This is a genomic window from Virgibacillus oceani (assembly GCF_014638995.1).
Lineage (GTDB): Bacteria > Bacillota > Bacilli > Bacillales > Amphibacillaceae > Virgibacillus_E > Virgibacillus_E oceani.
The window spans coordinates 33,883-58,929 of record NZ_BMFR01000019.1 but is presented as its reverse complement, the minus strand read 5'-3'; the positions used below and the strand labels follow the sequence as shown (position 1 = coordinate 58,929).

The following is a 25,047-nucleotide window of genomic DNA, read 5'->3' as shown; positions in this document are numbered from 1 at the left end:
CAGCGATCACACCGGAGAAATGTGAATAAAGTAAGCCTTTTTTGGAGGGAATAAAGTGATGCTTTACAATATTGCAGTATAAATCTATTCAACACCGACATGACCAGATTGTAAAGCAGCGAAGGAGTTTCTATCGCAACATAATATTCCCTGTAAGGAATACGACATTGAGAATGAACCTGACAAAATTGAAGAACTTAGGGAATTGACAGGTAAAAATATTGTTCCAACCATAAAAATTGAGGATAAAATTTTTATTGGATTTATGAAAAATCGGGAACAAATTGAATATCTTCTATCTAATTGAATTCTATTTTTATAAATACGTAAAGACTGGACACCACCCGAGGCCTGAATCAATGACACCTTACCACTAAAAGCATAAAGAACTTAAAATAATCTTAGTTTCTCATATGTACGTAAGCAATTAAATAGGAAAAGAGGCTACTCTAAAAAGAGTAACCTCTTTCTTCTAAATTTTTGTAAATAAGCGACTATCGCACTTATTTCATTTTGATCCAATTCCCTTACCCCACCTTCATCTTTCAAAGATGGTACCATCGTCTTTTTCAATATCGTTCCTCCAATTTATTTATTAACACCCATCACTATTCCCGAATAACTGCAAACGGCGAAAACAAATCCGAACAGAAAGGAAAAAATAGGTGTTTTTTTTAACAGCTAACAAAATCGTTCCAACGCTGAAAGAATAGCGACCAAAAACAATAGAGGGTTTAACAACCCGAAATTCAACATGACATGAATAGGTATGTTCAATGCATTATTGTTCACCAATTCAACTGAAGAAGAAAATCCGCCTGTTTTAATTAACAATGAAACCTGATGCTGTGGGTAGTCTTGACCCATAAAGGCAGTCGCAATCATCACAAAAAATATGAATATACTCTCTACCTTGACCCATTTGATTGGATTATTCTCCACGTCATGACTTATTTTTCGCTTTATTAGTCCAGAGTTAATAAATGCATCTAGGCTGGTATCCAATAAAACGGAGTGTACATTGACATTAGAAATATTAGTTGCAAACCCAATAAAGAAAATAATTGCTACAAGAGCCTTTTTGTACCGTGTTTATCACTCAAGCTTAATATTTTTCCGATCCTTCCAGCAACTTTCTTCATTCTCACAAATTTCTTAATTACCATAAAAGTTAGCAATAGAATGTAATAAATTATAATAATGTTAGCGTCTAAAAAACACCAACTTTTTAATAACTCTATATTCCTATTAATAATGAATAGGTTGTAAAAAATATTATTCAACTGCACCTATGGGAATCTCATCAACTTGCACATCCTTTGCCCTTTCTTCTCTCGCCCATTTAAAGAATGTGTAAGCAATTGCTGCGCCGTAGAAAATCTCCTGTATAATCTTCATAAGAATTCCTCCAAGTTGCTGATCATCTTGTGGAGTTGAAAATGAAAACATAAGTGGTGCTTGATAGATAGATGAATATAATACATCATTAGCAAAAATAATTAACGCACAAGCAGGTGTAATCAACACCCCATCCAAAAACATGTAACCGATTTTCATTAAATAGGACATGTTATTTACAAGGCCTTGCGGGGCTAATACATGAATCCACATCATGAAAGCAGCTGAGTTTATTACCAGATGCGATGTTTCCAGTAAAAATAACTGCTGCCATATATATTCATAAATAACTGGTATATGGTACAAAGACCAAAGTAAATTAAATAATAAAGCACTAATTAAAGGGGACTTAAAAATCCGCATAATCTTGATTTTTAACAATCTTTTATCTAAAAACTCATAAAAAACGCGTGGCATTCCCAACAAAATCAGCATTGGCATAGCAATATACATCATCGCTTGCTGAAGCATATGTGCACTAAACACAAGATTGTTTGCATAGATCGAAACCGGGCCTGCAAGTGAAAGATAGGTAGTTAACAATCCTAAAAGAAATGCTATTTTCTTCCCAAGTTTATGCCTCACTTCATGTTTAATGGATACTTTGCGCATAGCCCAAAGATAAATTACAAAAACCGCCACTAAACCTAGAATTAAAAGTGGATTTAGTATTTCAACCCAGGTGTAATGCTCAAGTACTTTTCCATCCCCAGTTGCCCTTGCTGCATTTGGGTTGTGGGCAAATGCCTTCAAAGGCGAAAAGGAATAAAGTAAAAGTGCCAATCCAATTATTTTAAACTGATTTTTTACATGCATAGTTTAGGTCCTTTCTTCCTATGACATAAAGATATACTTTGTCCAATTTTATTCTTAGTCTACTAATCATTAACACACGCTATAGATAAAAATAACCCTTTGTAAAAGAACTCCACATTTACTATCGTTAAATTAGATTTTTCCAAGAGTCCTAAAGTGTCACGGTTCAAATGGCATCCATCACAAACCTTTTTCCATAACGGCGTCAATACATCCTGTGTTTTCCCTAAGAATGCTTGATTCATCCGAACATGCTCAAATAACAATATTTTGCCACCCGGTTTGGTAACCCTATGTATTTCGTTAAGCGCTTGTATTGGTTTTGGAATGGTACAAAAAACAAGTGTTGCAACTACTGAATCAAAGGTATTATCTGCAAAAGGAAGCTTTTCAGCTTTGACAGAATACGTTTGAATTGACGTCTGGGATTTTTTAATATTTTTATATGACCGCTTCTTCATCATAGGATTTGGTTCAATTGCATCAACACGAACAGCATTTTTATAATAGGGAAAATTAATACCAGAGCCTGATCCAATTTCTAAGACCCTTCCCTCCGCCTCGTTTATGAGCTTTGTTCTAATCTTTTTAAATTTTGTTCGTTCAAGTGGCTTCATTGTCATATCATAAACAAAAGGAAACCAGTTACCCATCCTCTCACCTCTTGACTCACATAGAAATTAATACAAAAAGCTACAAAAGACCTCTGGTCAAAAGAGGTCTTTTGTGTATAAGGGAGTAAAAGCTGTGTGCTAGCTACTTTGCTTCACTTTGATAAGAATCCATGAAGTCGCTACAGGTATCTATCATTTTCTTGCCTTCTGGTGAATTCATTGCTTCCATCATACCGGACATGTTGCTGTTTTCCATCATGTTCATCATTCCGTTGCCATTCATCATATTGCTTGTTCCTTGGTTACCTGGTTCCTGTGCAAATACTGTTGTTCCCACTACTAGTAGAGTGGCAAAAGCAAACGATAACGCAAATGGCACTTTTTTAGTTTTCATGCGTGGTCTCCTTTCTACTTATTATTACTAGGACGTTTTTTAGTATAGACAATAAATTTGTGGAATTTGTGAGGATATAATATTTTTATTCCTTATTTCTTAAAATAGCTTTTTTATCTTCAAATTCTTGTTCATTAATTTCTCCACGCGCAAATCTTTCTCTCAAAATTTGTAAGGATGAGTCTTCTTTCTTTTCAAATGGTTTCGATACTAATAATACTATCCCATAGATTAGGAAACCTAATATAATAATCCAAAATATCATGTTTATAATCACGTTTCCACCCATCATAGACATCATAGTTGCTTACCTCCATTTTTTATTAATTTTGTACCTAATAATTTAGTTTTATCGCAAATAGTTTGCTTTATTTGTCCTTTCTTTTCTTTAGAATTACAAGATATGCAATCCCCACAATTAGGATAGGTAATCCCATCCACAAGCAAAGTTGTAGAAACGTTTTTATATAGGACTCTATTGATTCGGTTCCTAACATTGTTGTTCCAGAAACTGTAAGACACATTAATCCCATTCCAATCAGAAATGCAGCAAACAACCATTCTATCTTTTTCATATTGCCTCCTTACTCAGCTATAGGAAAACTTAGATGAAACCTCGTTCCTCTACCCATTTCGCTACTCACAGATATGGTTCCATTTTGTAACTCAACCAAATTTTTAACAATCGCTAAACCTAATCCCGTTCCTCCAAGTTCTCTTGAACGAGACTTTTCTACACGATGGAAACGTTCAAAAACAAGCAGAAGATCTTTTTCAGGAATTCCCATACCCGTGTCCTCAACAATGACATGTACTTTTCTATCTGTACTCCATACTTTTACATAAATGGATCCTTTTTCTGTGTAACGCACCGCATTCCCCAACAAGTTCATGAAAATTTGTTCCAATCGTAATCCATCACCATTAATATAGGGTACATCCTCATCAATCTGACTTTTTAACGTCAAACCTTTCTTTTTAAATTCCATTTTCACCTTAAAAAGCGCACTCTCTAATACTTCTGTAAGATTGATTGGAGACATTTGTAGATCAAATTTGCCTTCCTCCATTTTGGATAAATCAAACAAATCATTGATTAATCTGACCAACCTTTCCGTTTCCTCTTCTATGATATTTAAATAGTGTAGCCTTTCTTCCTCTGTTTGATAAAGGCCTTGTTTTAATACTTGAGCATACCCTTTTAGATACGAAATAGGTGTACGTAATTCGTGCGATATATTCGCAAAAAACTCTTTTCGGTTGGATCGATATCTATTTGTTTCTATTGCGAGATCGTTAATTGCTCTTCCTAATGAACCTACCTCATCGTCAGAAGGAATACTTACCCTTATGTCTAAATTCCCCCTTGCAATTTGCCGGGTGGCTTGTTCCATTTCAATGAGTGGGTCTGACATTTTTTTAGATAATAAAAATGTAAATCCAAGTGCTAAAAATAATGCACCGACTGCAGACAAGATTAGCAAGTCCCTGATTTTCTCTACAGGTTCTTGAACATCATTTATAGGTGCTAGAACAAAAAAAGCTCCCTTAAAAGTACCAGATTGAATAATAGGATGACCTGATCCAAGGTAACTAACATCTGCTTTAGCATCACGAAATTTTCTTTGAATAGGTTTTCCTTTGGATAATAAACCGACATCTTTATTTGACAAATTCGTTAGTTGCACACCGGATTCCGCTATGACCTTTCCGTCAGCACTGACAATATAAATTTCCTTGTTGGTCAAATCGGCCAGTGTCTTAAACATATTTAAAAATTTCTCATTTTCAAATGATGTAATAGTTAGAGCATACTTCCGAGAAAGATCCTCTACCTCTTCTTGAACTTGTTTATAATAAAAATTAGTAAAAATTTGATTCGCAACATATCCCAGAGGTAACAACACGACCAAAAACAAAACCATAATGGTTCCACCAAGTTTCAGTACAATTTTATTCATGTTCATGTCATGTTTGATCCTCTTGTATATTAAATTTGTATCCCACACCCCAAACCGTTTTTATTGGATTATAGGGTAAACCTATTTTTCGTAATTTTTCTCGGATATTTTTTACATGAGTATCAATCGCACGCAAATCACGAAATTCATTAGAGTACCAAATTTTATCCAATAATATCTCACGGGTAAATACCCTTTTAGATTGACTGGCTACTGAATAAAGAATGTCAAATTCTTTTGGAGTTAATTCAACTGGAATATCATTCACCTCAACTTCTCTACTTTCACCATCGATGGTTAAATTTTCAAAGTACAAAATAGTCTCATTGGTATCCTCTATTTTAACATTCTTCCGGCGCAGTAGAGCATTAACACGGGCAACTAGTTCCTCTGGAGCAAATGGTTTTATCAGGTAGTCATCAGCACCAAGATTCAACCCATGAACTCGATCTTTAATATCATTTCGAGCTGTTAACATTAGGATAGGCATTTGATTGGTCTTCCGAATCGTTGAACAAACTTCCCATCCGTCAATATCTGGTAGCATAATATCCAAGACCATTAAGTTATAATGGGTTTGTTGAACCATCTTTATTGCTCCATTTCCATCTTTAGCCTCTTCAACATCAAAGTTCTCTTTAGATAAATAAATTTTAACTAAATTCCTCATGTTCCATTCATCATCGACAACTAGGATTTTATTTTTCATGTACAACCCTCATTTTTTGATTGTATGTCCCATTTTAAATTAAAAATTTGTGTAATCTGTGAAGTTCTTGTTTTTCTATTTATTTTCACCATCATACCGATTATACACGACGAACAATACTTACTTAAAAATGCCTTAACTTTTATAAAAGAAGTTAAGGCATTTTTAAAATTAATGGGTAACTGCTACACCATCATCGACACTTTTTTCCCAAGTTTGTCCGCCATCATGTGTGAAATAAATATCTTTCCTATTAGTGGCAACAACAAACTCATTCTCTTTTACGGGATTTTGCTTAACATAAGCTATCGCATCATCGTCTAAATTAGGGATATTAATCTCATTAACGTCATTTGTTGCTAAATTGATTCGGATTAGTTTAACGCCATTAGATTTAGTTGCTACCAAAAGGTAATTCTGATGATCAAAAGAAACAGCAGAAACTGAATCCGAAACAGGAAGTTTTTCAAAATTGTTTCCATGATCGTTTGATAAGAAAACGCCTTGGTCCGTTGCTACGGCTACTACTCCTTCTTTTGTTGGATGTGCAGCCAAAGCAAGCGCTTGTCCTTGGGTTCCCTTCAGCTCACTCTTGTGCCAAGTCTTAGTCTTATCAGTGGAATAATAAAATCCCGGCTGATCCATACGTGAATTTTCCATTGGATTAAATACATAGATTTCCTGTGTTTCATATCCGACGGTCATTCCATGAAAGTCAACTTCTCCATACAGGTCAAGCTTTTCAATTGTTTTACCTTTGTCTGTACTTTTAATAATCCCAAGTGGATTGGCTAAGTTAGAATTAGGTGCTGGATGTCCACTACTGTAGAAACCTCCTTTAAACATAGAAAAACCCATGTAATCATGTTTCTCACCTTCTGTTGGAATTGTCCAAATGCCATCCTTGTAAACTCTTAGTCCATCATGTGCAGGAACATACAACTCTTCCCCGTCGCTAGTGTAGCCAAGACCATGAAAATGTCTAAAAGTTATTTCATCTTCCGTATTTACATTTGCCATAACGGCCAAGAAAACTGTGATTAGGAGAAATATAATAGAGATCCATTTGTAAATGGTACTTCTTTTCGAAATCAATTGATGCTTATCACGGTCCTTCTTTCTCTTCAAGCTAATACTATTGATTTTTCTTCTTGTTAATATGAATAATGCAACGAATACGATTAGAACTACCAGGGATGCAATGAATCCATAGCCCCAATAATTTACAGTTTTTTCACTAGTATGCTCATTTGCACCGTGAGCAAGCACTTTAAATGGAACAATAAACAAAATAAAATTTATAACAAAATATAACATCGCTTTTTTCATTATTTTTAGTTGCACCCCTAGAATAATTATTTTAAATAGAACGATTAAAGTTTATAGAAAAAGTTTGTAGAAAGTGTGTAGTTTTTAAACACCCTCATTCTAAAAACCAGTAAATCCGTTAAAAAAGTTGCTAGCTAGAAATGAGGTTAATTTGGTCATCCAATCGAAAAATAAGAAAATCCCCATTGCAATCATTGTAAATCCACCAATTTTCATCATTAGTCGATTGTTTCTTTTTATCCACTTCATTTTGCCTATAAAAAATGACATTAAAAAGAATGGGATAGAAAACCCTAATACATAGGCAATCATATAAATAAATGCCTGATCGGGATTTGTGACACCTAATGCTATCACTCCAGCTAAGATAGGGCCAGTACATGGCGTCCAACCTGCTGCAAAAGCAAATCCAATAATCGTTGAGCCAAAATATCCACTAGGTCGGTCTTTAAAACCCATTCTTTTTTCCTTCATCATAAATGAGGGCTTGAACACACCCAAAACAACTAAACCTAACAGAACAATTAAAATAGCACCTAATTGTCGCATAAGGTCACCATAATAGGTGAAAACTTTTCCTAAAAATGAAGTCGAGAAGCCCAATGCAATAAAAATGATGGAGAATCCAATAAGAAAAAAAGTTGTATGTAATAATGCACGCTTTTGTAGTAGCCCTTTACCATTTTGAAGTTCATCTACAGACATACCCGTAATATAAGACAAAAATGCCGGGTACAAAGGCAAACAACATGGTGATATAAAGGACAGTATCCCCGCTGCAAAGGCCAATATTAAATTTACATCTTGCATTTTAATCCTCCAAATTTTATCGATTTTATATAATATTTAAGTCTTACATTGTGTTAATTTCACCAATACGTTAATGTATCTAAAATTCCAAGCATAATTAAAAGCCACCCAGCTACTCGTTGTACCACTTGCCCAGCTTTCCTACCCTTCCTCATAAATTTCCCACCTAATTCAAAATACCAAATGAGAAAAATGGCAAACAGTAGAGGCACAGATGTTCCTAGCCCAAAAATTGAAGGTAATACTACACCATAAGATGTCTGCAGGACGATGGGCATCAATGTTACAAAAAATAGAATAAACATAGTCGGGCAAAATGCCAAGGTAAAACTGACTCCCATTAAAAAGCTACCTATTTTACTATCCTTCAAATATTGTTCTGGAATTCTTCCAATACGAATGGTCCAACGTATCTTGAAGAAACCAACCATAAAAATTCCAACCAAAACCAGTATTGGACCAATCGCCTTCCTAATTATTGGGATTACCATTGTTAAATTGGCCTGAAATTCCTTACCAAACATCCATACGATAAGTCCAAGTCCTGAAAAAACCACAACTTTTCCCAGTACAAAAAGAAGTATATGATTCCAAGGTATCTTTTGTTGCAATGAACGGTTCCCATATATCGTTATTGCACCAATATTACCTGTGAACTGACAAGGGGCAAGAGCTCCGACAAGGCCTAGTATGAAGGCAGCTAAAAGAGGAATCCCTTCCCATTGATTAGCTAAAGTAAAAAACGGATCACTTAGAAAATTACTTATTTCACTAAAAACTTGATACATACGCTTCCTCCAACCCACATACCAAGAATACTTTTTGATTTTATTATATATTTTAATTGTGTAGATTTTGTGAGGATTCGGCAATTATAGCAAAATATATAGTTTTATCATGTATAGAGTACCACTTTATTGTTTTTTACTTTTTAAACATATTTATTAGGTTTTGCCCAGATTAAATATAAATACCCGCCCAACACTCTTTCACACTTGTCAATTTCAATTTTTGAGCTTCTTATGATGTCAAATATATCACGATCCAGGTGACATCCAATCATTTTGACGTTAAGAGAGTCTACCTTTTTTTGTAACCATGCAAGTGGGGCTGAAGAATAAAGCCCATGTTCCATTAAAAGAATTTGACCATACCATTTACACCATTTGTTCATTTCATTTAAAACGTAAACCGGATCATTGTATGCGCACAAGGTTCCTGATGAAACGATTGTGTCAAAAGGATTTCCCTTAAAATTTAAACCTTCCACATCAGATAACTGAAATTCAGAATTAATTCTTTGCTCCTTTGCTGCCCCCTCGCATTTCAAGCATAATCGGACTAAAATCTATACCTGTATATTCAATTGATTTAGGGAAATACGCAAAATTCATTCCAGATCCTACCGCGAGCTCAAGTGTTTTCCCTTTGGCAGATGCATATATTTTTTCTCTCCATTTTTTACCTGACTGTTTTTTTCTTTGTTTCACTTTGCTGCTTGAGAATCAAATTTTATAATTAATTTTTCTTTATCCATCAGATACCCTCCAACTCTATTAAAAACTTTTCCATTACCCGTGCTTTAAAAAATATAAAATTTGATCCAAAGACTAGGAATATAAAAAAGGAAAAGTATAATATTTAAAGCTGGAAAAATGATTCTACCTTTATTGTGAAGGAAAAGTAACAATATAGATACTTATCATCAAATATGATACTAGGACAGTTAGTCCTAAACATTCATATAAAATGATTATAATTATGAATCAAACCCAAGCAAAATATTAAAAAAGGAGTTTTATCATGATGAATTTTATTGAACCACATCTCAGTAACCAAATTAAACTATTGTCCTTGGAAGACTTCATAACAATTGAAACTAGCCTTTATGAAGACAAAATGGATTCCGTATTATTATACGTATTTGACCATTTAAATAACTTTCAAGAACAGAAAACATTGTCAAAATACAAGGGTGATCATTCAATACTTTTTTATTGGGATGTTGCTGATGATCCAATCATTCCCTATCTTGTCGGAGAACCTCCAGTGGACTTTCGTAACCAAATAAGTAAATTAAAGAGGCAATATTTTTCAATCAGTTTAGACAAAATTGGAAATGATTATCTGTGGAATCTCTATTTATTTACAAAAAATCCTTTCATTAATCTGAAGTGAGTTTAAAAAGGGAAATGCTAGGTTGTGAACAATAATACCGAATGAAATATTTGGAGGGTCAATAAATGGGTATATTGTCTGCATCAATGATTGTATTGAAGTTTGCTTGCAATCAGCAGCTTTTATGGCTCGAAACAGTGCATTCGCAAAACAGCTTTGCCACGAGTGTGCAGAATCTTGTAGAAATATGGCTTCTTCAACTAATTGAAAGAATAATCCCTCCACCACAAAAATGGAGGGATTATTTTTTCTTATAATAACAAAGATTGTCCTCTTATTTATATATCAGCTTTGTGACCATGCTTCCAAGCGTTTCTCCATTATTAGACTCATGAAAGGTTCTAGTCCCATTTACTGGCCATATACCGGGGTTATTCACGATAAACTCCACATCCCACCGTTTTCCGGAAGCTACGACAATGGTATGTATCATCAAAAAAGTCTTTCCGTGGAAAGCCATCCAACTAAATGTTCATCTCTACGAAGGACTATGAATGGTCCAAATATAATATGCTGTTGAATAATTTAGTTCGGCAAGCTTAGAGTCATAGTCCAAAATTTAAACTGTAGTGTTTTGATATGAAAATACAAATGTATATCTTATAGCCATAGACAAGGAAGCAATAAAATCAGATCATAAAATATAATAAAAACAAAGACAGGTTGACTTTTCCGTTTAAAAATGTAAAATAGTATCCATAATATAAATAAGAGGTGAAATGATGAACGAATATAAAATCCCAGTTTCACATGAAAATAAAAAGATAATGTTTAAGGCACTTCACAATGGAATAAGTGATTTCAGAGATAACTTTCAAGGTATTCAATCTAGCTTTGACAATGGTTATGGACTTGTCACTTGGTCTTTCATATACAATCGTATTTATCATGATACGCCTTCAACGAGTATCATTTCCATCAAAACCAAAAGAGGCGGATGGCCTTTAGCTGTTATGTTTGATGAAGAATCTGGATATTTATATGCGTTTGTAAGGAAGAAAAACTTTATAAACAGACAAAAATCAAAAAAAGGAACACCATTATATTATCTTCAAGGGTTATCAACCTATAATACTGGGTTAGAGTCTGAAATTCCTGCTTCACAACTAAATCCTTATCAAGAATATGTTGACTTTGGTATTGACCTTGAAGAAAGGGACAGCCTATTAACATCAGTGCTGAATGAATATAGAAGTCAGGTGAAAAGGTTTTGCATTGTACTATTTGATACATATAACGGTGAAATTGTGGAATTTGGTGCAGTCTTAACTAACGAACAACTTGATGACTTCTATGAAGAAAACTGGAACCATGTTATCGAGGTAGATTACAAAGATACTAATGATACACAAACTTCGGAGAATGATCAACATGATATAGCACTTGAATTCAAGGAACAGAATATTAAGAAGACTAACGAAGAAAGTTAACTATGATCTCTCCTTGAAAGGAGTATCAAAATGTTTAAGAGTGTATTTAATGGCGAGAGATTAAAAATAGCGAGAACCTACAGGGGTAAAACCATAAATGATCTCGCTGAATTATTAGGAGTAACCAAACAAATGATATCAAAGTATGAACATGGTAAATCTGTACCTAGTTCAGAAATGCTACTTAAATTGGAGCAGTATCTTTTGTTTCCAAGAAAATTCTTTTTTGAGGAAGGAACTGATAAAGTTCAAGTAGGCAACACCTATTTTAGATCATTAAGGACAACTCCAAAAAGGGATTTGGAGGCACAAAAACTCAAACTTTTGTTCCTTTCAAAAATATATAGATTTGTTGCTGACTATATAAACTTTCCTGTAGTGAATCTACCCGATCTTTCATTAGATGCATTAGATTCAATGGAGGTAGCTGCAAAAGAGGTTAGAAAATATTGGGGACTAGGACAAGAGCCAATCTCAAATATGGTAAGACTTCTGGAAGCTAATGGATTAATTGTCAATACTTCACGTACGAACATAACTTCTATCGATGCATTTACACAACAGCAGCGATATGAAAAACAAATATATTATTTTGTTGTTTTAGGAAATGATAAAGGGAACGGTTATAGAAGGCAGTTCGACGCAGCACATGAATTAGGACATGTCTTACTTCACGATCCATATATTGATCTAACTCAATTGGAAAAAGATGAAGAAAAGGAACTTGAAAGGCAGGCAAATCAATTTGCCGCAGCACTTCTTTTACCTAAAGATGCGTTTACCAGAGATGTCTCCATGCATCCAAGGGATTTAAATCATTATTTGTATTTAAAAAAGAAATGGCACGTTTCTATAGGAGCAATGGTTGTGCGCGCGCATAACTTAGGAATTATTGAGTATAATCAGTATCATTATTTACAAAGGCAAATCAGCTCAAAAGGATGGAGAAAAGAGGAACCTTTTGATAAAGATTTTCAACCAGCAAGTCCAATTTTACTTAAAAAAGCAATAACAATGATTCTTGAAAACAAGAAGCTAAGTGGATCACAAATATTAGACACTTTAGCTAAAAATTATGATCTAAGTTTAAATGCTTATGAATTTGAAGATTTAGTAGGACTTGAAAGAGGAACTTTAGAAAAATATTATTCTAAGCAACAACCTAAAGTAATTGTTGAAATGAAAAAATCCTTATAGTTGTCGTTATAAGAATTCCGTTTCCACAAATTAATTTTTGTTTTTCTATTTTGATTTCAAGTTCGTTATTTAATTTCATCTTCCTCTTAGTATGTATATGAGAAGCAATTGGAATAGAGCAGTGATAATGCACCTTATGTTACTATGAGTAAGGATTCTGTTATAATTTTAGAATCTGAAACAGTAACCAAAACTTCTACCGCAACCAAAAATAACATAGATAAAGTTATCAAGCAGGAAACATAATTGCTGATATGTTTAACAAACTTAGGATAAAATAGAAATCAAACATCAGGAATGACAGGTTCATTATCGATTAACGGACCTGTCATTCCTTCTGTTTAATAGCTTATAATTCTACATATCCCAGCCCTTCGTAATAATAGAGTGTTTCATATTTACCAAAATTTCTTTTTACACATTTGCCCATGCATATTTTTATTTTTTAGAATCATTATTGTATTATTTTTATATTTTTCCTAATGTCAATCAAATATGAGGTTTTACGTCATTACCATCCCTCAATAATTTCTTCTATTACTTTCTTCGCCTCTTCCCAGTAATAGAATCTTTTTCGAACTTTACTTTTTTCAATAAGCTTAAAGCGGGGATCTTTTAGAAATTCTTCCTCCAAAAAGCGTCGGGACATAGAGCATTTTTTACTCAATGTATCTACGTCTACCAAGAACAAATTCTCACTAACTTGTTCATCGATTTTTTGTTGAACATATTTCTTAATTGAATCAGCATCCAATTCTATATTCACATTTGCTTGTGGTATCATTCTTTCACCTTCTTTCTGTCTCATCTTTTCTAATGCAGCAAAGGAAATTACTGTAAAGCATGTTATCACCGAACTCTTCTCGTTCGAATAGCTTTTCAAAAAAAATATAATTTAATTTTAAAGGTTAAAATGGGAGATTTATTGAGGTATTATGTTGATGTTCATTAAGTAAGTGCCAGATTATATTTCTTTTTGTGCGCATTTGCCCATGCTTCTAGAAAGGAATAAAAAATTGTTAAATAAATCGAAAAAAGATCCAGAGCTATATTATTATTTTAATACAAAAGGTGATAAACGATGGATGTTCCGTCATAAATATTACGACGAGTTCGGTATACGTCAAGAGAAAAAACAGCAGGGATTTCATACTGAGAAAGAAGCACACAAAGTCCTTTTAAAAATAAAAGTTGAGACTTTAAGGGGGGCTACCAAACAAGTTCAGTTTTCAAATTATACAGTTGCTCAATGGTTTGATACTTGGTACAAGACTTATAAAAAGAGTTGGAAAGTTACCACTCGTACCCAAAGAGAGTCTGCTATTCGATTGCATATAAAGCCGCTCCTTGGTCATTATAAACTTGCCAATCTAGATAGAATTACCTATCAAAACAAATTTATAAATAGACTTCTTGAAGAAAAGCAATCTAGTACTGTGGAAACTCTGCATAACATATTTAAAATCGGAATTAATTCGGCGGTTGAAGAAGAAATCATCCCAAAGAACCGCTTTAACAAATTAAGAATTCGCAATGAAGAAGAAGAAAACTTTGTTGCAAATTCTGGTTTGGAGGAAAACTATTTAGAAGCTCATGAAGTAGTTAAGTTGCTAAATAAAGCTAAGGAAATTATAAATATTACAGGTTTCTCATTACTATTATTGCTAGTTTATACTGGCTTGAGAAGAGGCGAAGCACACGGATTACGCTGGAACAATATAGATATGGACAACAGAAAGCTTACCGTTGAGAGAACAAGGGATCATAAAGGGGTTCGACCTCCAAAAACAAAAAATAGCTACCGTACAATCGATCTTGATGAACCAGCCATTGACCAGCTAAAAAAATATAAAACTTGGTGTAAAAAAATACTATTGTCTTTCGGACGGCATTTGAAGGAGGACGATTATATATTTATTTCGTATCAAACGGGAAAACCGTTATCGGATAACACTATTAATAATGCTCTAGATCGTGTAACAAAAAGGACAGGTATAAAAAGAATTACCCCACATGGTTTACGGCATACTCATGCAACCATTCTTTTAAACGATAAGGAAAATAGATTAAATATTGAAGATGTAGCGGAAAGACTAGGTGACACCCCACAGGAAATTCAAAACACTTATAAGCATGTTTTACCTGAACGTAAAAAGGAAACGGCTCACTTATTCACTGAAATATTAGTTTCAGCTGAAACTAAATAATTACTCTAAATTTAAATGTCAGCATCTTTATTTGCAAAAAACAAAGGACTTCCCATGTGGAAGTCTTTTGTTTTATTCCATTAAGGGCAGTTTCATTGAATACAGTTTAGAAATCAAAACTCTTTGAATCAACGGTCTATTTATTTTAATGGTTAATAATTAATTACTCTCATTAACCGATACCTCCCCTACCAACTGAATATCTAGAAGGCTACCTACCTTAACTAAGTCTAAAGTAATTACCTTTACTTCTCTTTAATATTAGATAACAAATTTCATATTATGTCTGACTTCATTAGCTCATTAGATGACATTTTCCCTTCCTTTCAGTATAATTAAATTTGAAAACTAAATTAGCAATTCACCCTTACCTGAAAAATACTTAGTGACCACCCCGAACTTTTATTTTTTTCTATCCCTTCACCCATGCTAAAGAAAGGATAGAATGAATGAAATATTACAAATCAAAAAAGGATCCAGAACTTTATTACTCCATTAACGATAATGGTGAAAAACGCTGGATGTTTCGTCATAAGTATTATGATTCGTTGGGTAAACGTAAAGAGAAAAAGAAGCGGGGCTTTTTTACGGAAAAAGAGGCCTATCAAGCCTTATTGGAAGTGAAAACTAATACAATTCGCGGAGCCACAAAACAAGTAGAGCATTCAAATTACACAATAGCTACATGGTTTGATATTTGGTATGAAACACATGAAGCGGATTGGAAGCCAACCTCTCGACAACAACGTGAGATGGCCATCCGACTTCAAATCAAGCCGTTATTAGGCCATTTTAAGCTTCAAGAACTTGATAAAACAACATATAAACGGGCTTTTATAAATCCGCTTCTCAAGAAATATAAGGTAGAAACTGTAAAACTTTTTCACCGTTTGTTTAAAATTGGTATCAATGCAGCAGTCGATGACGAAATACTACCTAGAAATCGCTTCAATAAAATTACAATTCGCGATGAGAGAGCGGAATTAATGGCTTCGGGGTCAAATTTAAATTTTTTAGAAGCAAATGAACTGAACAAATTATTGTCTACCGCTAAAGAGCTTGAAAACATTACGAATTATACTATCTTTTTACTTTTAGCTTATACGGGCTTACGTCGTGGTGAAGCATGTGGTCTTCAATGGAACAACATTGACTTTACCAAAAAAACACTTACAGTTGAACGAACAAGGGACAATAAAGGGGTCCGTTCGCCCAAAACTAATAACAGTTACCGTACAATCCTAATTGACGACATCTTAGTCAAACAATTGAAGAAGTATAAGAAGTGGTGTAAAGAAACGAAGCTTTTATTCGGCTATCATTTAAAGAGAGATGACTTCATCTTTATCTCTTATCAAACTGGCAAGCCTATTACAGATAGCAGCATATGTTACGCACTTAGAAGAATAATAAAAAAAGCTGATCTGAAATCAATTACTCCCCACGGATTAAGGCATACACATGCTACACTTCTTCTTAGTCAAGGGAAACGAGGGGCTAGTGTGAAAGTTGTTGCGGAGCGGCTCGGAAATACACCTCAGATGATTCTTGATATTTATGGTCATACATTTATGGAGTTGGAAGAAGAAACAGTTCAATTATTCTCCGAAAGTTTAAGTGGGGCCAATTCTGGGGCCAATTCCGAGTAATACCTTTTTAAACGTTGATATATCAAGGGTTTAGGAAATCGTTGAATTCTACTCTCGTTAATACTATCATTGATACTGTTAAAAACCCCGGAATCTTTCCGGGGTTTTTATATTCAGAACACATTTGGGTGAGTTTTAAGCCATACATTTTGGTGGAAGACGTATTTTTGTTTCTTTTCCTTTGCTTAACTATTATAAATTCAGTAAGCAATTTTATTATCTTTAAAGTGTTTCGTCATTACGTTAAATCTTTGATTTACCACATTCGACACCAGTTCTGGTTTCGTCCCCTGTTATTGTTTCGGTCCCGATCCCTATTTCTATCACGGCTGTGGCCGCGCTCTTGACTTCGTTGATGACATCTGTTTCGATCCCTATTTCGGTCCCTATCAGAACGGCGATCCTGTTCTTCAAAACAACAGCAGCAAACCTTTCTATTTCTATTTCCTCTAGACATGTTTTCATTGTTCCTATAAGACATCTTTTCACCCCCTTCTATGATATTCTATTTATTTTCTTTATTTACGGTAGCGGCAATCATCTTGATCATATAATACATTTTTTTATATTGTTGAACCCTTGCACAGAGCGGCTTTATCAGTAATCTAAAAACCTAGTAAGCGTTTGTCATTGGTAGATTAATCTGGAATAAAAATGGTGGTGCTAATGAGAAGTAGTGGTTTGAAGTGACATTCAAGCGAAGATTAAATCAAAACAATAATATTCCAGACAAAAAAAGAGAGAACATTCCAATATGGAATATCCTCTCTTTCCTTACTTATAACGAATTAAGAAATATTTCTTTTTCCCTCGGCGGATGATCGTAAACTGTTCTTCTATTCGGTCCCCTAAACTTACCGTATACGTCATATCCTGGTTTCTCTCACCGTTTATATAAATTGCACCATTATTAATATCTTCTCTTGCCTGTCGTTTAGACGAAGAAATAGATGTATTAACTAGTAAGTCTATTAGACCAATATCTTCTTTTGACATATCGTACGTAGGAACATCTTTAAACCCCTGTTTAATTTCATCTGCAGATAATTGTTTTAGGTCTCCGCTGAATAATGATTCTGATATTTTCTGTGCCTGTTCTAATGCTTTCTGACTGTGAACCATTCGTGTAACTTCTTCAGCTAGTCGTTTTTGTGCCATTCGTTTTTCTGGATTATTTTCTACTTCCTGTTGTAACTTGTTCATCTCCTCATATCCAAGAAACGTAAAGTAATGCAAAAACTTTATTACATCACGGTCGTCTGTATTAATCCAAAACTGGTAAAATTCATATGGGGATGTTTTTTCAGGATCCAGCCATATTGCACCGCCGGCAGTTTTTCCAAATTTAGTTCCATCTGCTTTAGTTATCAGTGGAACTGTTAAGCCGTAAGCCTTTGCTTCTTCGTCATCCTTTTCGCTGGACCTGCGAATTAATTCCATACCAGCTGTAATATTTCCCCACTGATCACTTCCGCCAATTTGCAGCGTACAGTTTTCCTGTTCAAACAATTTAAGGAAGTCAAGTGATTGCAAAATCATATAACTAAATTCTGTAAAGGAAATTCCCTGTTCGATTCGTTGAGAAACTGATTCTTTCGCTAACATATAGTTTATCCCGAAATGTTTTCCAGCATCCCGCAGGAAGTCTATAACTGTCATACTCCCTAGCCAATCATGGTTATTCCGTGCCAAAGCCGCATTCTCACCATTATCAAAATCAAGCAGTCTTGCTAATTGCTTTTTAATTTTGTCACTGAAACCTTGTACAACTGAAGCTTCATTTAAGGATCGTTCTGTTGAGCGACCACTTGGATCACCGATCATTCCTGTACCTCCACCTATTAACACAATTGGCCGATGACCAGCTTGCTGAAACCTCTTTAAAATTAATACTGGTACTAAATGACCAATATGCAAACTGTCTGCAGTTGGATCAAATCCCGCATATAATGTTACCTGCTTCTCGCTTAAATGTTTTTCCAATCCCTCAAAATCTGTTGTTTGATGAACTAATCCCCGATTCTGTAAATCATTTAGAATATCCATAACTTTTATCTCCTTTAAAAAATAATTATAAAAACAAAAAAACCCCATCCCCTATGTTTAATAAGGGACGAGATTTTTAACTCGCGGTACCACCCTTGTTGCATAATTATGCCACTTTGGGGTTGATAACGATGGGGGCACCGTCTTTCTGTAAAGAAAAAAGCTCCAGATTGTAATTCGTCAGCAAATATATACTAGCTTTCACCTGCCGCTAGCTCTCTTAATAGTGATTTGCCAAACTACTTCGATCCTTCCAAGCATATTTATATGATATTATTATTTATTTCTATCATATCTGTAAATTAAATGCAACTTTTATCTTTACGCACTTGGTCTAAATTTTCAAAAAACAGCTATTTTCTATACTACATAAAAAATGATTATGCTATAATATAAGGTGGAATTTTAGGAGGTATTATATGAACGATTTTAAGCAATTACTCCATAAATATGGTCAAAAATTGAAATCACTGTGGGAAGCTGGCAAAATCCAGCGTACTTCCCGTATTTCGTATGATGTATTTTGGAATGTTATATTATTTTTTATCATTGTTGGTGTTATAGGGTTCTTCTTTGCCGGCGGTATTGGTGCGGGTTATTTTGCCTCACTGGTCAAGGATGAACCAGTTAGAACATATGCCAGCATGGAAAAAGATATTTACAATTACGAGGAAACTTCTCAATTATACTTCGCAGAAAATAAATATATCGGGAATATTCGTTCTGATATACATAGAGAAGAGATTGACCTGAAAGATGTATCAGAAACATTGATTAATGCTGTTATTGCTACAGAGGACAGAAATTTTGAAGAACACCACGGTGTAGTCCCAAAAGCGATTATACGTGCGGTAGTTCAGGAGGCTACAAATGCTCCTATAAAAACAGGTGGAAGTACATTAACCCAGCAGCTAATAAAAAATCAGATACTAACCAATGAGGTTTCGTTTGAGCGTAAAGCAAAAGAAATTCTCCTAGCACTGCGGTTAGAGCGGTTTTTTGACAAAGACCAAATACTGGAAGCTTATTTAAATATTATTCCATATGGCCGTGACGCATCAGGTCAAAATATCGCTGGCATTCAGACTGCCGCTCAAGGTATCTTTGGAATAGATGCGAAAGACGTCAATCTGCCGCAAGCTGCTTACCTGGCTGGACTGCCCCAAAGCCCATCCTATTACACACCATTTGTAAATAGCGGGGGTTTGAAAAGCAAAGAGGGGTTACAGCCTGGCATCAATCGAATGAAAACAGTTCTTGAACGGATGTACGAAGCAGAATACATTACAAAAAAAGAATATGAAAAAGCACGTAATTATGATATTGCAGCTGATTTTACAGAAGAAACCGAATCGCCTCTTGAGAAATATCCGTATTTAACGGTTGAAGTTGAAAAACGCGCCAAAGAAATAATTTCTGAAAAGTTGGCTAAAGAGGATGGTTACACGTTAGAGGACCTTAAAAATGATAAAAAATTAAATGAAGAATACATGATTCTGGCGGATCGTGATTTAAGACAAAACGGTTATAAAATTCATTCTACGATTGATAAGAAAACGTATGATGCATTCCAGAAAATAGCCAAGGACTATAAATATTATGGGCGCGACATAAATGGTGAACCTGTTCAGGTAGCGGGAATGTTAATAGAAAATAAGACAGGTAAAATAATTAGTTTTGTCGGCGGGCGCGGTTATGATATAAAAGATTGGAATTATGCGACACAGGCTGTTCGTCCAAATGGAAGTACAATGAAGCCTCTCTTAACTTATGCGCCTGCATTTGAAAAGGGTGTTGCTCAACCAGGAACTGTCCTTCCAGATATTAAGACATATTACGGAAACGGTTATTCACCATCAAACTATACGGGGAATTTTCATGGTTTAGTATCTGCTCGAAAAGCCTTAGCAGAATCTTTCAACGTACCTGCTATATATCTTTACAATAAATTCAAAAGCCAGGACGCTGTAAGTGAATTTCTGGAGCCAATGGGAATTACTTCGCTTGGAGAAGATGAATATGCTCACCTTTCACTTGGTATAGGTGGTACTGAAACTGGAATCACTATTGAAGAAAACGTTAATGCCTTTACAACCTTTGCAAATAAAGGTAAGTTCATCGATGCCTATATGATTGATAAAATTACGACTAAAGATGGTGACATTATTTATGAACATGAATCCGATCCAGTAAAAGTATTTTCACCACAGACATCGTATCTAACTTTAGATGTTTTGCGAGACGTTATTAAGTACGGAACAGCTACTTATTTACAATCGCAAATGAAATATCCAGGTGTTGATTGGGCAAGTAAAACTGGTACCTCCAGTGACTGGCACGATTCCTGGTTTGTGGGAATAAACCCTAATGTAACTCTAGGTACATGGATAGGATATGACACACCAAAAAGTCTTAAAGATGATAGCTATCCTCTAAGCTACAGCCAGCGTAACCAGAAAATCTGGGCACAGCTTGTTAACAAAGCAACTGAAATTAACCCGGAATTAATGGCGCCAAACTCTAAATTTAAACGTCCAGATGGCCTTGTGACCAGAAGTTATTGTGCTATTTCGGGAATGCTGCCATCCGATTTATGTAAAAAAGCTGGATTAGTGACAACCGATTTATTCAATGCTAAGTACGTCCCAACGAAAACGGATGACAGTCTTATTGAAGGTACGTATGTAATGGTTGACGGGAAGGCTGTTATAGCCGGGCCAAATACACCGAATGAATTTACTAAAGGAGATGGATTGACTTTTAATCCTGAATTCTTAAAACGAAATGGCTACGACAGATTATCTGATATAACTAAATTATTCCCAAGTACGAACCGAAGCGCATGGGAAAAAATAAGTGTACCTAGTTCTGATATAGGTGGAGCAATAAAAGATGACGGAAAAAGTCCCGGTGCTCCAACCTCTTTATCAGCGTCAGGAAATAAGTTAACATGGAAAAAATCTGGAAGTAAAGATGTAGTCGGATATAGGATTTATCGTGCTGCTAAACCTGGTGCCTCTTTCTCAGCAGCCGGCAGCACTACAAATACAAGTTTTTCAATTCCGGATGGCAATGCAGTTTACATTGTCAAAGCAGTGGATTATTTTGGTTTAGAATCTGGAGCTTCAAAAGAAGTAAAAATAGGTGATTTCTCAAAAAAGGCCGATAAACCTAAACAGGATAAACCTGAGAATGAAAAACCTAAAAAGCCAGATAAGCCCGATAAGCCTGATTCCGAAAAAACGGATAAACCTGAAGATAATGGTAATGACGACTCGGCATAATCTAAAAACAAAATTAAGTGTCCACACAAAAGAAGCTGGGACATAACTAAATTGTTTAACCCAAAGCCGAACATTTCACCATACTAGCGAAGGAAATACACGGAGACTCCTGCGGGATGAAAAGCCTAGGTGAGACTACGTAGAGCGATAGCTCGGAGTAGGCTCAGGGCAGCCCGCGGAAAGCGTAGTGTATTTCCGTAGCGGTATGTATGCACCAACTATGTTCGGCTTTGGTTAAAACACTTTTGTCCCAGGCTCTTTTTTATTTTGACCTTTTCGTAATTATGTGCCGTATTACATCGATGTTCCTAAACCGCAAAGTAGCGATCACGGACAGCGATCAAAAATTAAACAAAATTATTAAAATTACTTACGTCGCAATTTCCGTCTTTTGTGTATACAATTATTAGAAAACTGCCTTTTATTTGAATCAACTCCTCTTTTACTAAAAATGTTATCTACAATCCTGTATAATATAACTATAGTGATTGGCAATCTCTCAGGATAGGTGGTGAATGAATGAATCATAGCAAAACCTACCATTCATTAACGAGCAATTCTGCAAAAGGAACAATCAAAATTGAAGGTCCCCTTACATCATTAGAATTACAAAATTATTATTTTCATGAGAATTTAACTGCTTTTCGCCCAGCTGACAAGCAATTTGAAGCAATTAAGAGTATCGCTGATTTTCCAGAAGGAAGAATTATTATTGCGAGAACAGAGGATACGATCATTGGATATGTAACTTATTTACACCCAGATCCTCTTGAACGTTGGTCGAAGTTTAATATGGATGATCTAATTGAATTGGGAGCAGTTGAAGTTATTCCTGAATATCGCGGAGAAAAAATCGCTTCGGGTCTTTTACAGGTTTCCATGATGGATAACTATATGGAAAATTATATAATTATTTCAACCGAATATTATTGGCACTGGGATTTAAACGGGACTAAGTTAAGCATCTGGAATTATCGGAAAGTCATGGAGAAAATGATGGCAGCAGGAGGTCTCTTGCCTGCACCGACGGATGATCCCGAGATTATTTCACACCCTGCAAACTGTTTAATGGTACGGATTGGTAAACATGTACCAGAGGAATCGATAAAGCAATTTGATACATTACGTTTTTTACAACGTCACAACTATCGAAATATGAGGGAGGGTTTATAAATGCTAGTAGAAGAGATAATGAATACAAATGTAATCACATTAACACCTAATGCAACAATAGCTGAAGCGTTACAGCTGCTCCAAAATAATCGAATTAGACATATCCCTATAATTAATTCAGATAAAAGTGTTATTGGCATTGTTTCCGATCGTGATGTAAGAGACGCTAGCCCATCCACATTTAGTAAGGATACTGATAATGGTGTTCTGCAAAATGAAATACAATCCATTATGAGCACACCAGTTGTAACCGTTCACCCATTAGATTTTGTTGAAGAAATTGCCGGGATTTTTTATGATGAAGAATTTGCCTGTCTACCTGTTGTAAGTAATGATAAACTTATTGGTGTTGTTACTGAGAAAGATATGCTTTACACGCTAATTCAATTAACTGGAACGAATGTGCAAAGCTCACATATTGAGGTTAAAGTCCCTCATAAGCCTGGTATTTTGCCCGAGGTTGCTTCCATATTCGGCAAACGAAAAACAAATATAACATCTGTCCTTGTTTATCCGTATCATGATGATCCGAATTATAAAATTCTAGTATTCCGAATACAAACGATGAACCCACTGCCAGTCATTCAGGATATTCGTGAAGCAGGCTATGAGTTAATGTGGCCGAATAATATAACGGGGCCAAAATTATGACATGCAACGCTTCGTTCGTTTTTTCAGATACATTCTTAAACTACCATTTTCATTCGGATCATCCATTTAACCAGAAAAGAGTCTTGCTGGTTAAAGAATTACTAGAAGCATCAAACACACTATCCACTGCAGACATTATTGAACCACGTAAAGCAACTGAAGATGAGTTAGCACTTTTTCATGATAGAGCTTATATTCATGCGGTTAAAAAGGCAAGTGATGGCGAATTATCTCATGCAGAGGGATTAGAGTTTGGACTCGGCACAGAGGACACACCTTTTTTCGCCAATATGCACGAAGCATCTAGTTACCTGGTTGGCGGGACACTTGCTGCTGTAGATTCCGTACTGCAGGGAAATTCATTGCACGCCCTTAACTTAGGTGGCGGTCTTCACCATGGTTTTAAACGGAAAGCATCGGGATTTTGTGTTTATAATGATGGTGCAGTAGCAATTAATTATTTACGAGAAAGATATAATTTAAGAGTATTATATGTTGATACAGATGCCCATCATGGTGATGGTGTACAGTGGGCATTCTATGACGATCCAAACGTTTGTACACTATCCATACATGAAACTGGCAGATATCTTTTTCCTGGAACAGGGAATGTAAATGAGCGGGGAGTAAAAGAAGGCCACGGATATTCATTTAACCTGCCTATCGATGCATTTACGGAAGACGAATCCTTTTTACATGTGTATGAATCTGCTTTCAGGGAAATTGCGGATTTTTATAAACCAGATATTATCGTGACACAGAATGGTGCGGATGCACATACGTACGATCCATTAACCCATTTATGCGGAACGATGGAAATCTATCAAAAGATTCCTGAGCTTGCCCATGAATTAGCACATCAGTATTGTGACGGGAAATGGATTGCTTTAGGCGGGGGCGGCTATGACATATGGCGTGTTGTTCCACGTGCTTGGGCACAGGTTTGGAATGTAATGAAAAATGGTAATGTACAACAGGGATTAATATCCGAAGCATGGCTATCTAAGTGGCAGGATAAAGCACCAGTAGCATTGCCTGACACCTGGAATGATTCCAAAAATATCGTTCCAACTATTCCCCGTAAAGCGGAAATTAGTGAAAAAAACAATAAAATCCTATTAAGTGCACTGAAATACACAAAGAATACAAGCTGAATGAAGCAAGAAGGGGCCTCAGGTTCAAGAGTCCCCCTTCACACCTA

The 25,047-nt window shown here is 35.2% G+C and carries 28 protein-coding genes, 1 pseudogene and 1 other annotated feature; of the genes and pseudogenes, 11 read left to right on the top strand and 18 right to left on the bottom strand.

The window, feature by feature from the left end; all coding sequences use genetic code 11:
* Positions 1–115: 115 nt before the first annotated feature.
* Positions 116–307, top strand: a pseudogene (locus tag IEV74_RS20045) (glutaredoxin family protein); the annotation flags it as partial.
* Between the two features lie 137 nt (positions 308–444).
* Here the strand turns inward: IEV74_RS20045 and IEV74_RS19895 are convergent.
* The 14 genes from IEV74_RS19895 to IEV74_RS16805 all read right to left on the bottom strand — a co-directional run bounded on the left by IEV74_RS19895 (position 445) and on the right by IEV74_RS16805 (position 9,521).
* Positions 445–573, bottom strand: coding sequence for a hypothetical protein (locus IEV74_RS19895; protein ID WP_268233845.1), 129 nt, complete (start codon positions 571–573; stop codon positions 445–447).
* A gap of 108 nt (positions 574–681) precedes the next feature.
* On the bottom strand, positions 682–942 hold the full coding sequence (locus tag IEV74_RS16865) for a hypothetical protein (RefSeq protein WP_188456539.1): 261 nt from the start codon (positions 940–942) through the stop codon (positions 682–684).
* 333 nt (positions 943–1,275) lie between these two features.
* Complete coding sequence (locus tag IEV74_RS16860; RefSeq protein ID WP_188456538.1) at positions 1,276–2,214, bottom strand: cytochrome c oxidase assembly protein; 939 nt, start codon at positions 2,212–2,214, stop codon at positions 1,276–1,278.
* Positions 2,215–2,276: 62 nt separating this feature from the next.
* The gene (locus IEV74_RS16855; protein ID WP_188456537.1) at positions 2,277–2,867 is read right to left on the bottom strand and encodes a class I SAM-dependent methyltransferase; all 591 of its coding nucleotides are present in this window, start codon (positions 2,865–2,867) and stop codon (positions 2,277–2,279) included.
* Positions 2,868–2,970: 103 nt separating this feature from the next.
* On the bottom strand, positions 2,971–3,222 hold the full coding sequence (locus IEV74_RS16850; RefSeq protein ID WP_188456536.1) for a hypothetical protein: 252 nt from the start codon (positions 3,220–3,222) through the stop codon (positions 2,971–2,973).
* An 85-nt stretch (positions 3,223–3,307) separates the two neighbouring features.
* Positions 3,308–3,523, bottom strand: a complete 216-nt coding sequence (locus IEV74_RS16845) for an SHOCT domain-containing protein (protein ID WP_188456535.1) — start codon at positions 3,521–3,523, stop codon at positions 3,308–3,310.
* 67 nt (positions 3,524–3,590) lie between these two features.
* Positions 3,591–3,797, bottom strand: a complete 207-nt coding sequence (locus tag IEV74_RS16840) for a hypothetical protein (protein ID WP_188456534.1) — start codon at positions 3,795–3,797, stop codon at positions 3,591–3,593.
* Positions 3,798–3,806: 9 nt separating this feature from the next.
* Positions 3,807–5,183 (bottom strand): sensor histidine kinase, encoded by a 1,377-nt coding sequence (locus tag IEV74_RS16835; RefSeq protein WP_229683228.1) that lies wholly within the window; start codon positions 5,181–5,183, stop codon positions 3,807–3,809.
* A gap of 7 nt (positions 5,184–5,190) precedes the next feature.
* Entirely contained in the window at positions 5,191–5,892 is a 702-nt protein-coding gene (locus IEV74_RS16830) for a response regulator transcription factor (protein WP_188456532.1), read from the bottom strand.
* Between the two features lie 171 nt (positions 5,893–6,063).
* Positions 6,064–7,221: a F510_1955 family glycosylhydrolase gene (locus tag IEV74_RS16825; protein WP_188456531.1), complete on the bottom strand. Its 1,158-nt coding sequence runs from the start codon at positions 7,219–7,221 to the stop codon at positions 6,064–6,066.
* A gap of 99 nt (positions 7,222–7,320) precedes the next feature.
* Entirely contained in the window at positions 7,321–8,031 is a 711-nt protein-coding gene (locus IEV74_RS16820) for a cytochrome c biogenesis protein CcdA (protein ID WP_188456530.1), read from the bottom strand.
* A gap of 59 nt (positions 8,032–8,090) precedes the next feature.
* Entirely contained in the window at positions 8,091–8,819 is a 729-nt protein-coding gene (locus IEV74_RS16815; protein ID WP_188456529.1) for an urease accessory protein UreH domain-containing protein, read from the bottom strand.
* 143 nt (positions 8,820–8,962) lie between these two features.
* Complete coding sequence (locus IEV74_RS16810) at positions 8,963–9,301, bottom strand: class I SAM-dependent methyltransferase (RefSeq protein WP_229683227.1); 339 nt, start codon at positions 9,299–9,301, stop codon at positions 8,963–8,965.
* A 22-nt stretch (positions 9,302–9,323) separates the two neighbouring features.
* Positions 9,324–9,521, bottom strand: coding sequence for a class I SAM-dependent methyltransferase (locus tag IEV74_RS16805; protein WP_188456527.1), 198 nt, complete (start codon positions 9,519–9,521; stop codon positions 9,324–9,326).
* A 313-nt stretch (positions 9,522–9,834) separates the two neighbouring features.
* Here IEV74_RS16805 and IEV74_RS16800 point away from each other — a divergent pair, with 313 nt between their 5' ends.
* Together IEV74_RS16800 and IEV74_RS20095 are read left to right on the top strand one after the other, a co-directional pair.
* Positions 9,835–10,209, top strand: a complete 375-nt coding sequence (locus IEV74_RS16800; protein WP_188456526.1) for a hypothetical protein — start codon at positions 9,835–9,837, stop codon at positions 10,207–10,209.
* A gap of 124 nt (positions 10,210–10,333) precedes the next feature.
* The gene (locus IEV74_RS20095) at positions 10,334–10,417 is read left to right on the top strand and encodes a hypothetical protein (RefSeq protein ID WP_506016889.1); all 84 of its coding nucleotides are present in this window, start codon (positions 10,334–10,336) and stop codon (positions 10,415–10,417) included.
* 66 nt (positions 10,418–10,483) lie between these two features.
* Here the strand turns inward: IEV74_RS20095 and IEV74_RS16790 are convergent, their stop codons facing one another.
* Entirely contained in the window at positions 10,484–10,642 is a 159-nt protein-coding gene (locus tag IEV74_RS16790; protein ID WP_188456524.1) for a cupredoxin domain-containing protein, read from the bottom strand.
* A gap of 289 nt (positions 10,643–10,931) precedes the next feature.
* Here IEV74_RS16790 and IEV74_RS16785 point away from each other — a divergent pair, with 289 nt between their 5' ends.
* Both IEV74_RS16785 and IEV74_RS16780 read left to right on the top strand, forming a co-directional pair.
* Complete coding sequence (locus tag IEV74_RS16785; protein ID WP_188456523.1) at positions 10,932–11,639, top strand: DUF5986 family protein; 708 nt, start codon at positions 10,932–10,934, stop codon at positions 11,637–11,639.
* A 30-nt stretch (positions 11,640–11,669) separates the two neighbouring features.
* Positions 11,670–12,836 carry a helix-turn-helix domain-containing protein gene (locus IEV74_RS16780; RefSeq protein WP_188456522.1) on the top strand — a complete coding sequence of 389 codons (1,167 nt, stop codon included), beginning with the start codon at positions 11,670–11,672 and terminating at the stop codon, positions 12,834–12,836.
* Positions 12,837–13,347: 511 nt separating this feature from the next.
* On the opposite strand, the gene IEV74_RS16775 is transcribed toward IEV74_RS16780, so the two are convergent.
* Positions 13,348–13,689 carry a hypothetical protein gene (locus IEV74_RS16775; protein WP_229683226.1) on the bottom strand — a complete coding sequence of 114 codons (342 nt, stop codon included), beginning with the start codon at positions 13,687–13,689 and terminating at the stop codon, positions 13,348–13,350.
* Positions 13,690–13,828: 139 nt separating this feature from the next.
* Between IEV74_RS16775 and IEV74_RS16770 the strand changes: the two genes are divergently transcribed.
* Together IEV74_RS16770 and IEV74_RS16765 are read left to right on the top strand one after the other, a co-directional pair.
* Positions 13,829–15,043, top strand: a complete 1,215-nt coding sequence (locus IEV74_RS16770; RefSeq protein WP_188456541.1) for a site-specific integrase — start codon at positions 13,829–13,831, stop codon at positions 15,041–15,043.
* Positions 15,044–15,492: 449 nt separating this feature from the next.
* A complete protein-coding gene (locus IEV74_RS16765) occupies positions 15,493–16,692 on the top strand; it encodes a site-specific integrase (RefSeq protein ID WP_188456521.1) in 1,200 nt (399 codons plus the stop codon).
* Between the two features lie 243 nt (positions 16,693–16,935).
* Here IEV74_RS16765 and IEV74_RS16760 read toward each other — a convergent pair whose 3' ends face one another.
* Together IEV74_RS16760 and tyrS are read right to left on the bottom strand one after the other, a co-directional pair.
* Complete coding sequence (locus IEV74_RS16760; RefSeq protein WP_188456520.1) at positions 16,936–17,157, bottom strand: hypothetical protein; 222 nt, start codon at positions 17,155–17,157, stop codon at positions 16,936–16,938.
* Positions 17,158–17,466: 309 nt separating this feature from the next.
* A complete protein-coding gene (gene tyrS / locus IEV74_RS16755; RefSeq protein WP_188456519.1) occupies positions 17,467–18,738 on the bottom strand; it encodes a tyrosine--tRNA ligase in 1,272 nt (423 codons plus the stop codon).
* Between the two features lie 60 nt (positions 18,739–18,798).
* Positions 18,799–19,003 (bottom strand) — a binding site (T-box leader).
* 154 nt (positions 19,004–19,157) lie between these two features.
* On the opposite strand from tyrS, the gene IEV74_RS16750 reads away from it, so the two are divergent.
* The 4 genes from IEV74_RS16750 (at position 19,158) to IEV74_RS16735 (ending at position 25,000) form a co-directional block, all read left to right on the top strand.
* Positions 19,158–22,022: a transglycosylase domain-containing protein gene (locus tag IEV74_RS16750; RefSeq protein WP_188456518.1), complete on the top strand. Its 2,865-nt coding sequence runs from the start codon at positions 19,158–19,160 to the stop codon at positions 22,020–22,022.
* Between the two features lie 519 nt (positions 22,023–22,541).
* A complete protein-coding gene (locus tag IEV74_RS16745; protein WP_188456517.1) occupies positions 22,542–23,195 on the top strand; it encodes a GNAT family N-acetyltransferase in 654 nt (217 codons plus the stop codon).
* Positions 23,196–23,846, top strand: a complete 651-nt coding sequence (locus tag IEV74_RS16740; protein WP_188456516.1) for an acetoin utilization AcuB family protein — start codon at positions 23,196–23,198, stop codon at positions 23,844–23,846. It begins immediately after the preceding gene.
* Positions 23,843–25,000 (top strand): acetoin utilization protein AcuC, encoded by a 1,158-nt coding sequence (locus tag IEV74_RS16735; RefSeq protein WP_188456515.1) that lies wholly within the window; start codon positions 23,843–23,845, stop codon positions 24,998–25,000. The genes IEV74_RS16740 and IEV74_RS16735 overlap by 4 nt, the downstream gene beginning before the upstream one ends.
* Positions 25,001–25,047 lie beyond the last annotated feature (47 nt).

Coding starts and splice junctions, on each gene's coding strand:
- tyrS (WP_188456519.1), bottom strand. CDS start 18,738: ATGGATATTCTAAATGATTTACAGAATCGGGGATTAGTTCATCAAACA.
- IEV74_RS16835 (WP_229683228.1), bottom strand. CDS start 5,183: ATGAATAAAATTGTACTGAAACTTGGTGGAACCATTATGGTTTTGTTT.
- IEV74_RS16845 (WP_188456535.1), bottom strand. CDS start 3,523: ATGATGTCTATGATGGGTGGAAACGTGATTATAAACATGATATTTTGG.
- IEV74_RS16860 (WP_188456538.1), bottom strand. CDS start 2,214: ATGCATGTAAAAAATCAGTTTAAAATAATTGGATTGGCACTTTTACTT.
- IEV74_RS16740 (WP_188456516.1), top strand. CDS start 23,196: ATGCTAGTAGAAGAGATAATGAATACAAATGTAATCACATTAACACCT.
- IEV74_RS16815 (WP_188456529.1), bottom strand. CDS start 8,819: ATGTATCAAGTTTTTAGTGAAATAAGTAATTTTCTAAGTGATCCGTTT.
- IEV74_RS16790 (WP_188456524.1), bottom strand. CDS start 10,642: ATGATACATACCATTGTCGTAGCTTCCGGAAAACGGTGGGATGTGGAG.
- IEV74_RS16750 (WP_188456518.1), top strand. CDS start 19,158: ATGAACGATTTTAAGCAATTACTCCATAAATATGGTCAAAAATTGAAA.
- IEV74_RS16830 (WP_188456532.1), bottom strand. CDS start 5,892: ATGAAAAATAAAATCCTAGTTGTCGATGATGAATGGAACATGAGGAAT.
- IEV74_RS16820 (WP_188456530.1), bottom strand. CDS start 8,031: ATGCAAGATGTAAATTTAATATTGGCCTTTGCAGCGGGGATACTGTCC.
- IEV74_RS16840 (WP_188456534.1), bottom strand. CDS start 3,797: ATGAAAAAGATAGAATGGTTGTTTGCTGCATTTCTGATTGGAATGGGA.
- IEV74_RS16855 (WP_188456537.1), bottom strand. CDS start 2,867: ATGGGTAACTGGTTTCCTTTTGTTTATGATATGACAATGAAGCCACTT.
- IEV74_RS16850 (WP_188456536.1), bottom strand. CDS start 3,222: ATGAAAACTAAAAAAGTGCCATTTGCGTTATCGTTTGCTTTTGCCACT.
- IEV74_RS16745 (WP_188456517.1), top strand. CDS start 22,542: ATGAATCATAGCAAAACCTACCATTCATTAACGAGCAATTCTGCAAAA.
- IEV74_RS16800 (WP_188456526.1), top strand. CDS start 9,835: ATGATGAATTTTATTGAACCACATCTCAGTAACCAAATTAAACTATTG.
- IEV74_RS20095 (WP_506016889.1), top strand. CDS start 10,334: ATGGCTCGAAACAGTGCATTCGCAAAACAGCTTTGCCACGAGTGTGCA.
- IEV74_RS16770 (WP_188456541.1), top strand. CDS start 13,829: ATGCTTCTAGAAAGGAATAAAAAATTGTTAAATAAATCGAAAAAAGAT.
- IEV74_RS16760 (WP_188456520.1), bottom strand. CDS start 17,157: ATGAAAACATGTCTAGAGGAAATAGAAATAGAAAGGTTTGCTGCTGTT.
- IEV74_RS16785 (WP_188456523.1), top strand. CDS start 10,932: ATGAACGAATATAAAATCCCAGTTTCACATGAAAATAAAAAGATAATG.
- IEV74_RS16825 (WP_188456531.1), bottom strand. CDS start 7,221: ATGAAAAAAGCGATGTTATATTTTGTTATAAATTTTATTTTGTTTATT.
- IEV74_RS16780 (WP_188456522.1), top strand. CDS start 11,670: ATGTTTAAGAGTGTATTTAATGGCGAGAGATTAAAAATAGCGAGAACC.
- IEV74_RS16735 (WP_188456515.1), top strand. CDS start 23,843: ATGACATGCAACGCTTCGTTCGTTTTTTCAGATACATTCTTAAACTAC.
- IEV74_RS16765 (WP_188456521.1), top strand. CDS start 15,493: ATGAAATATTACAAATCAAAAAAGGATCCAGAACTTTATTACTCCATT.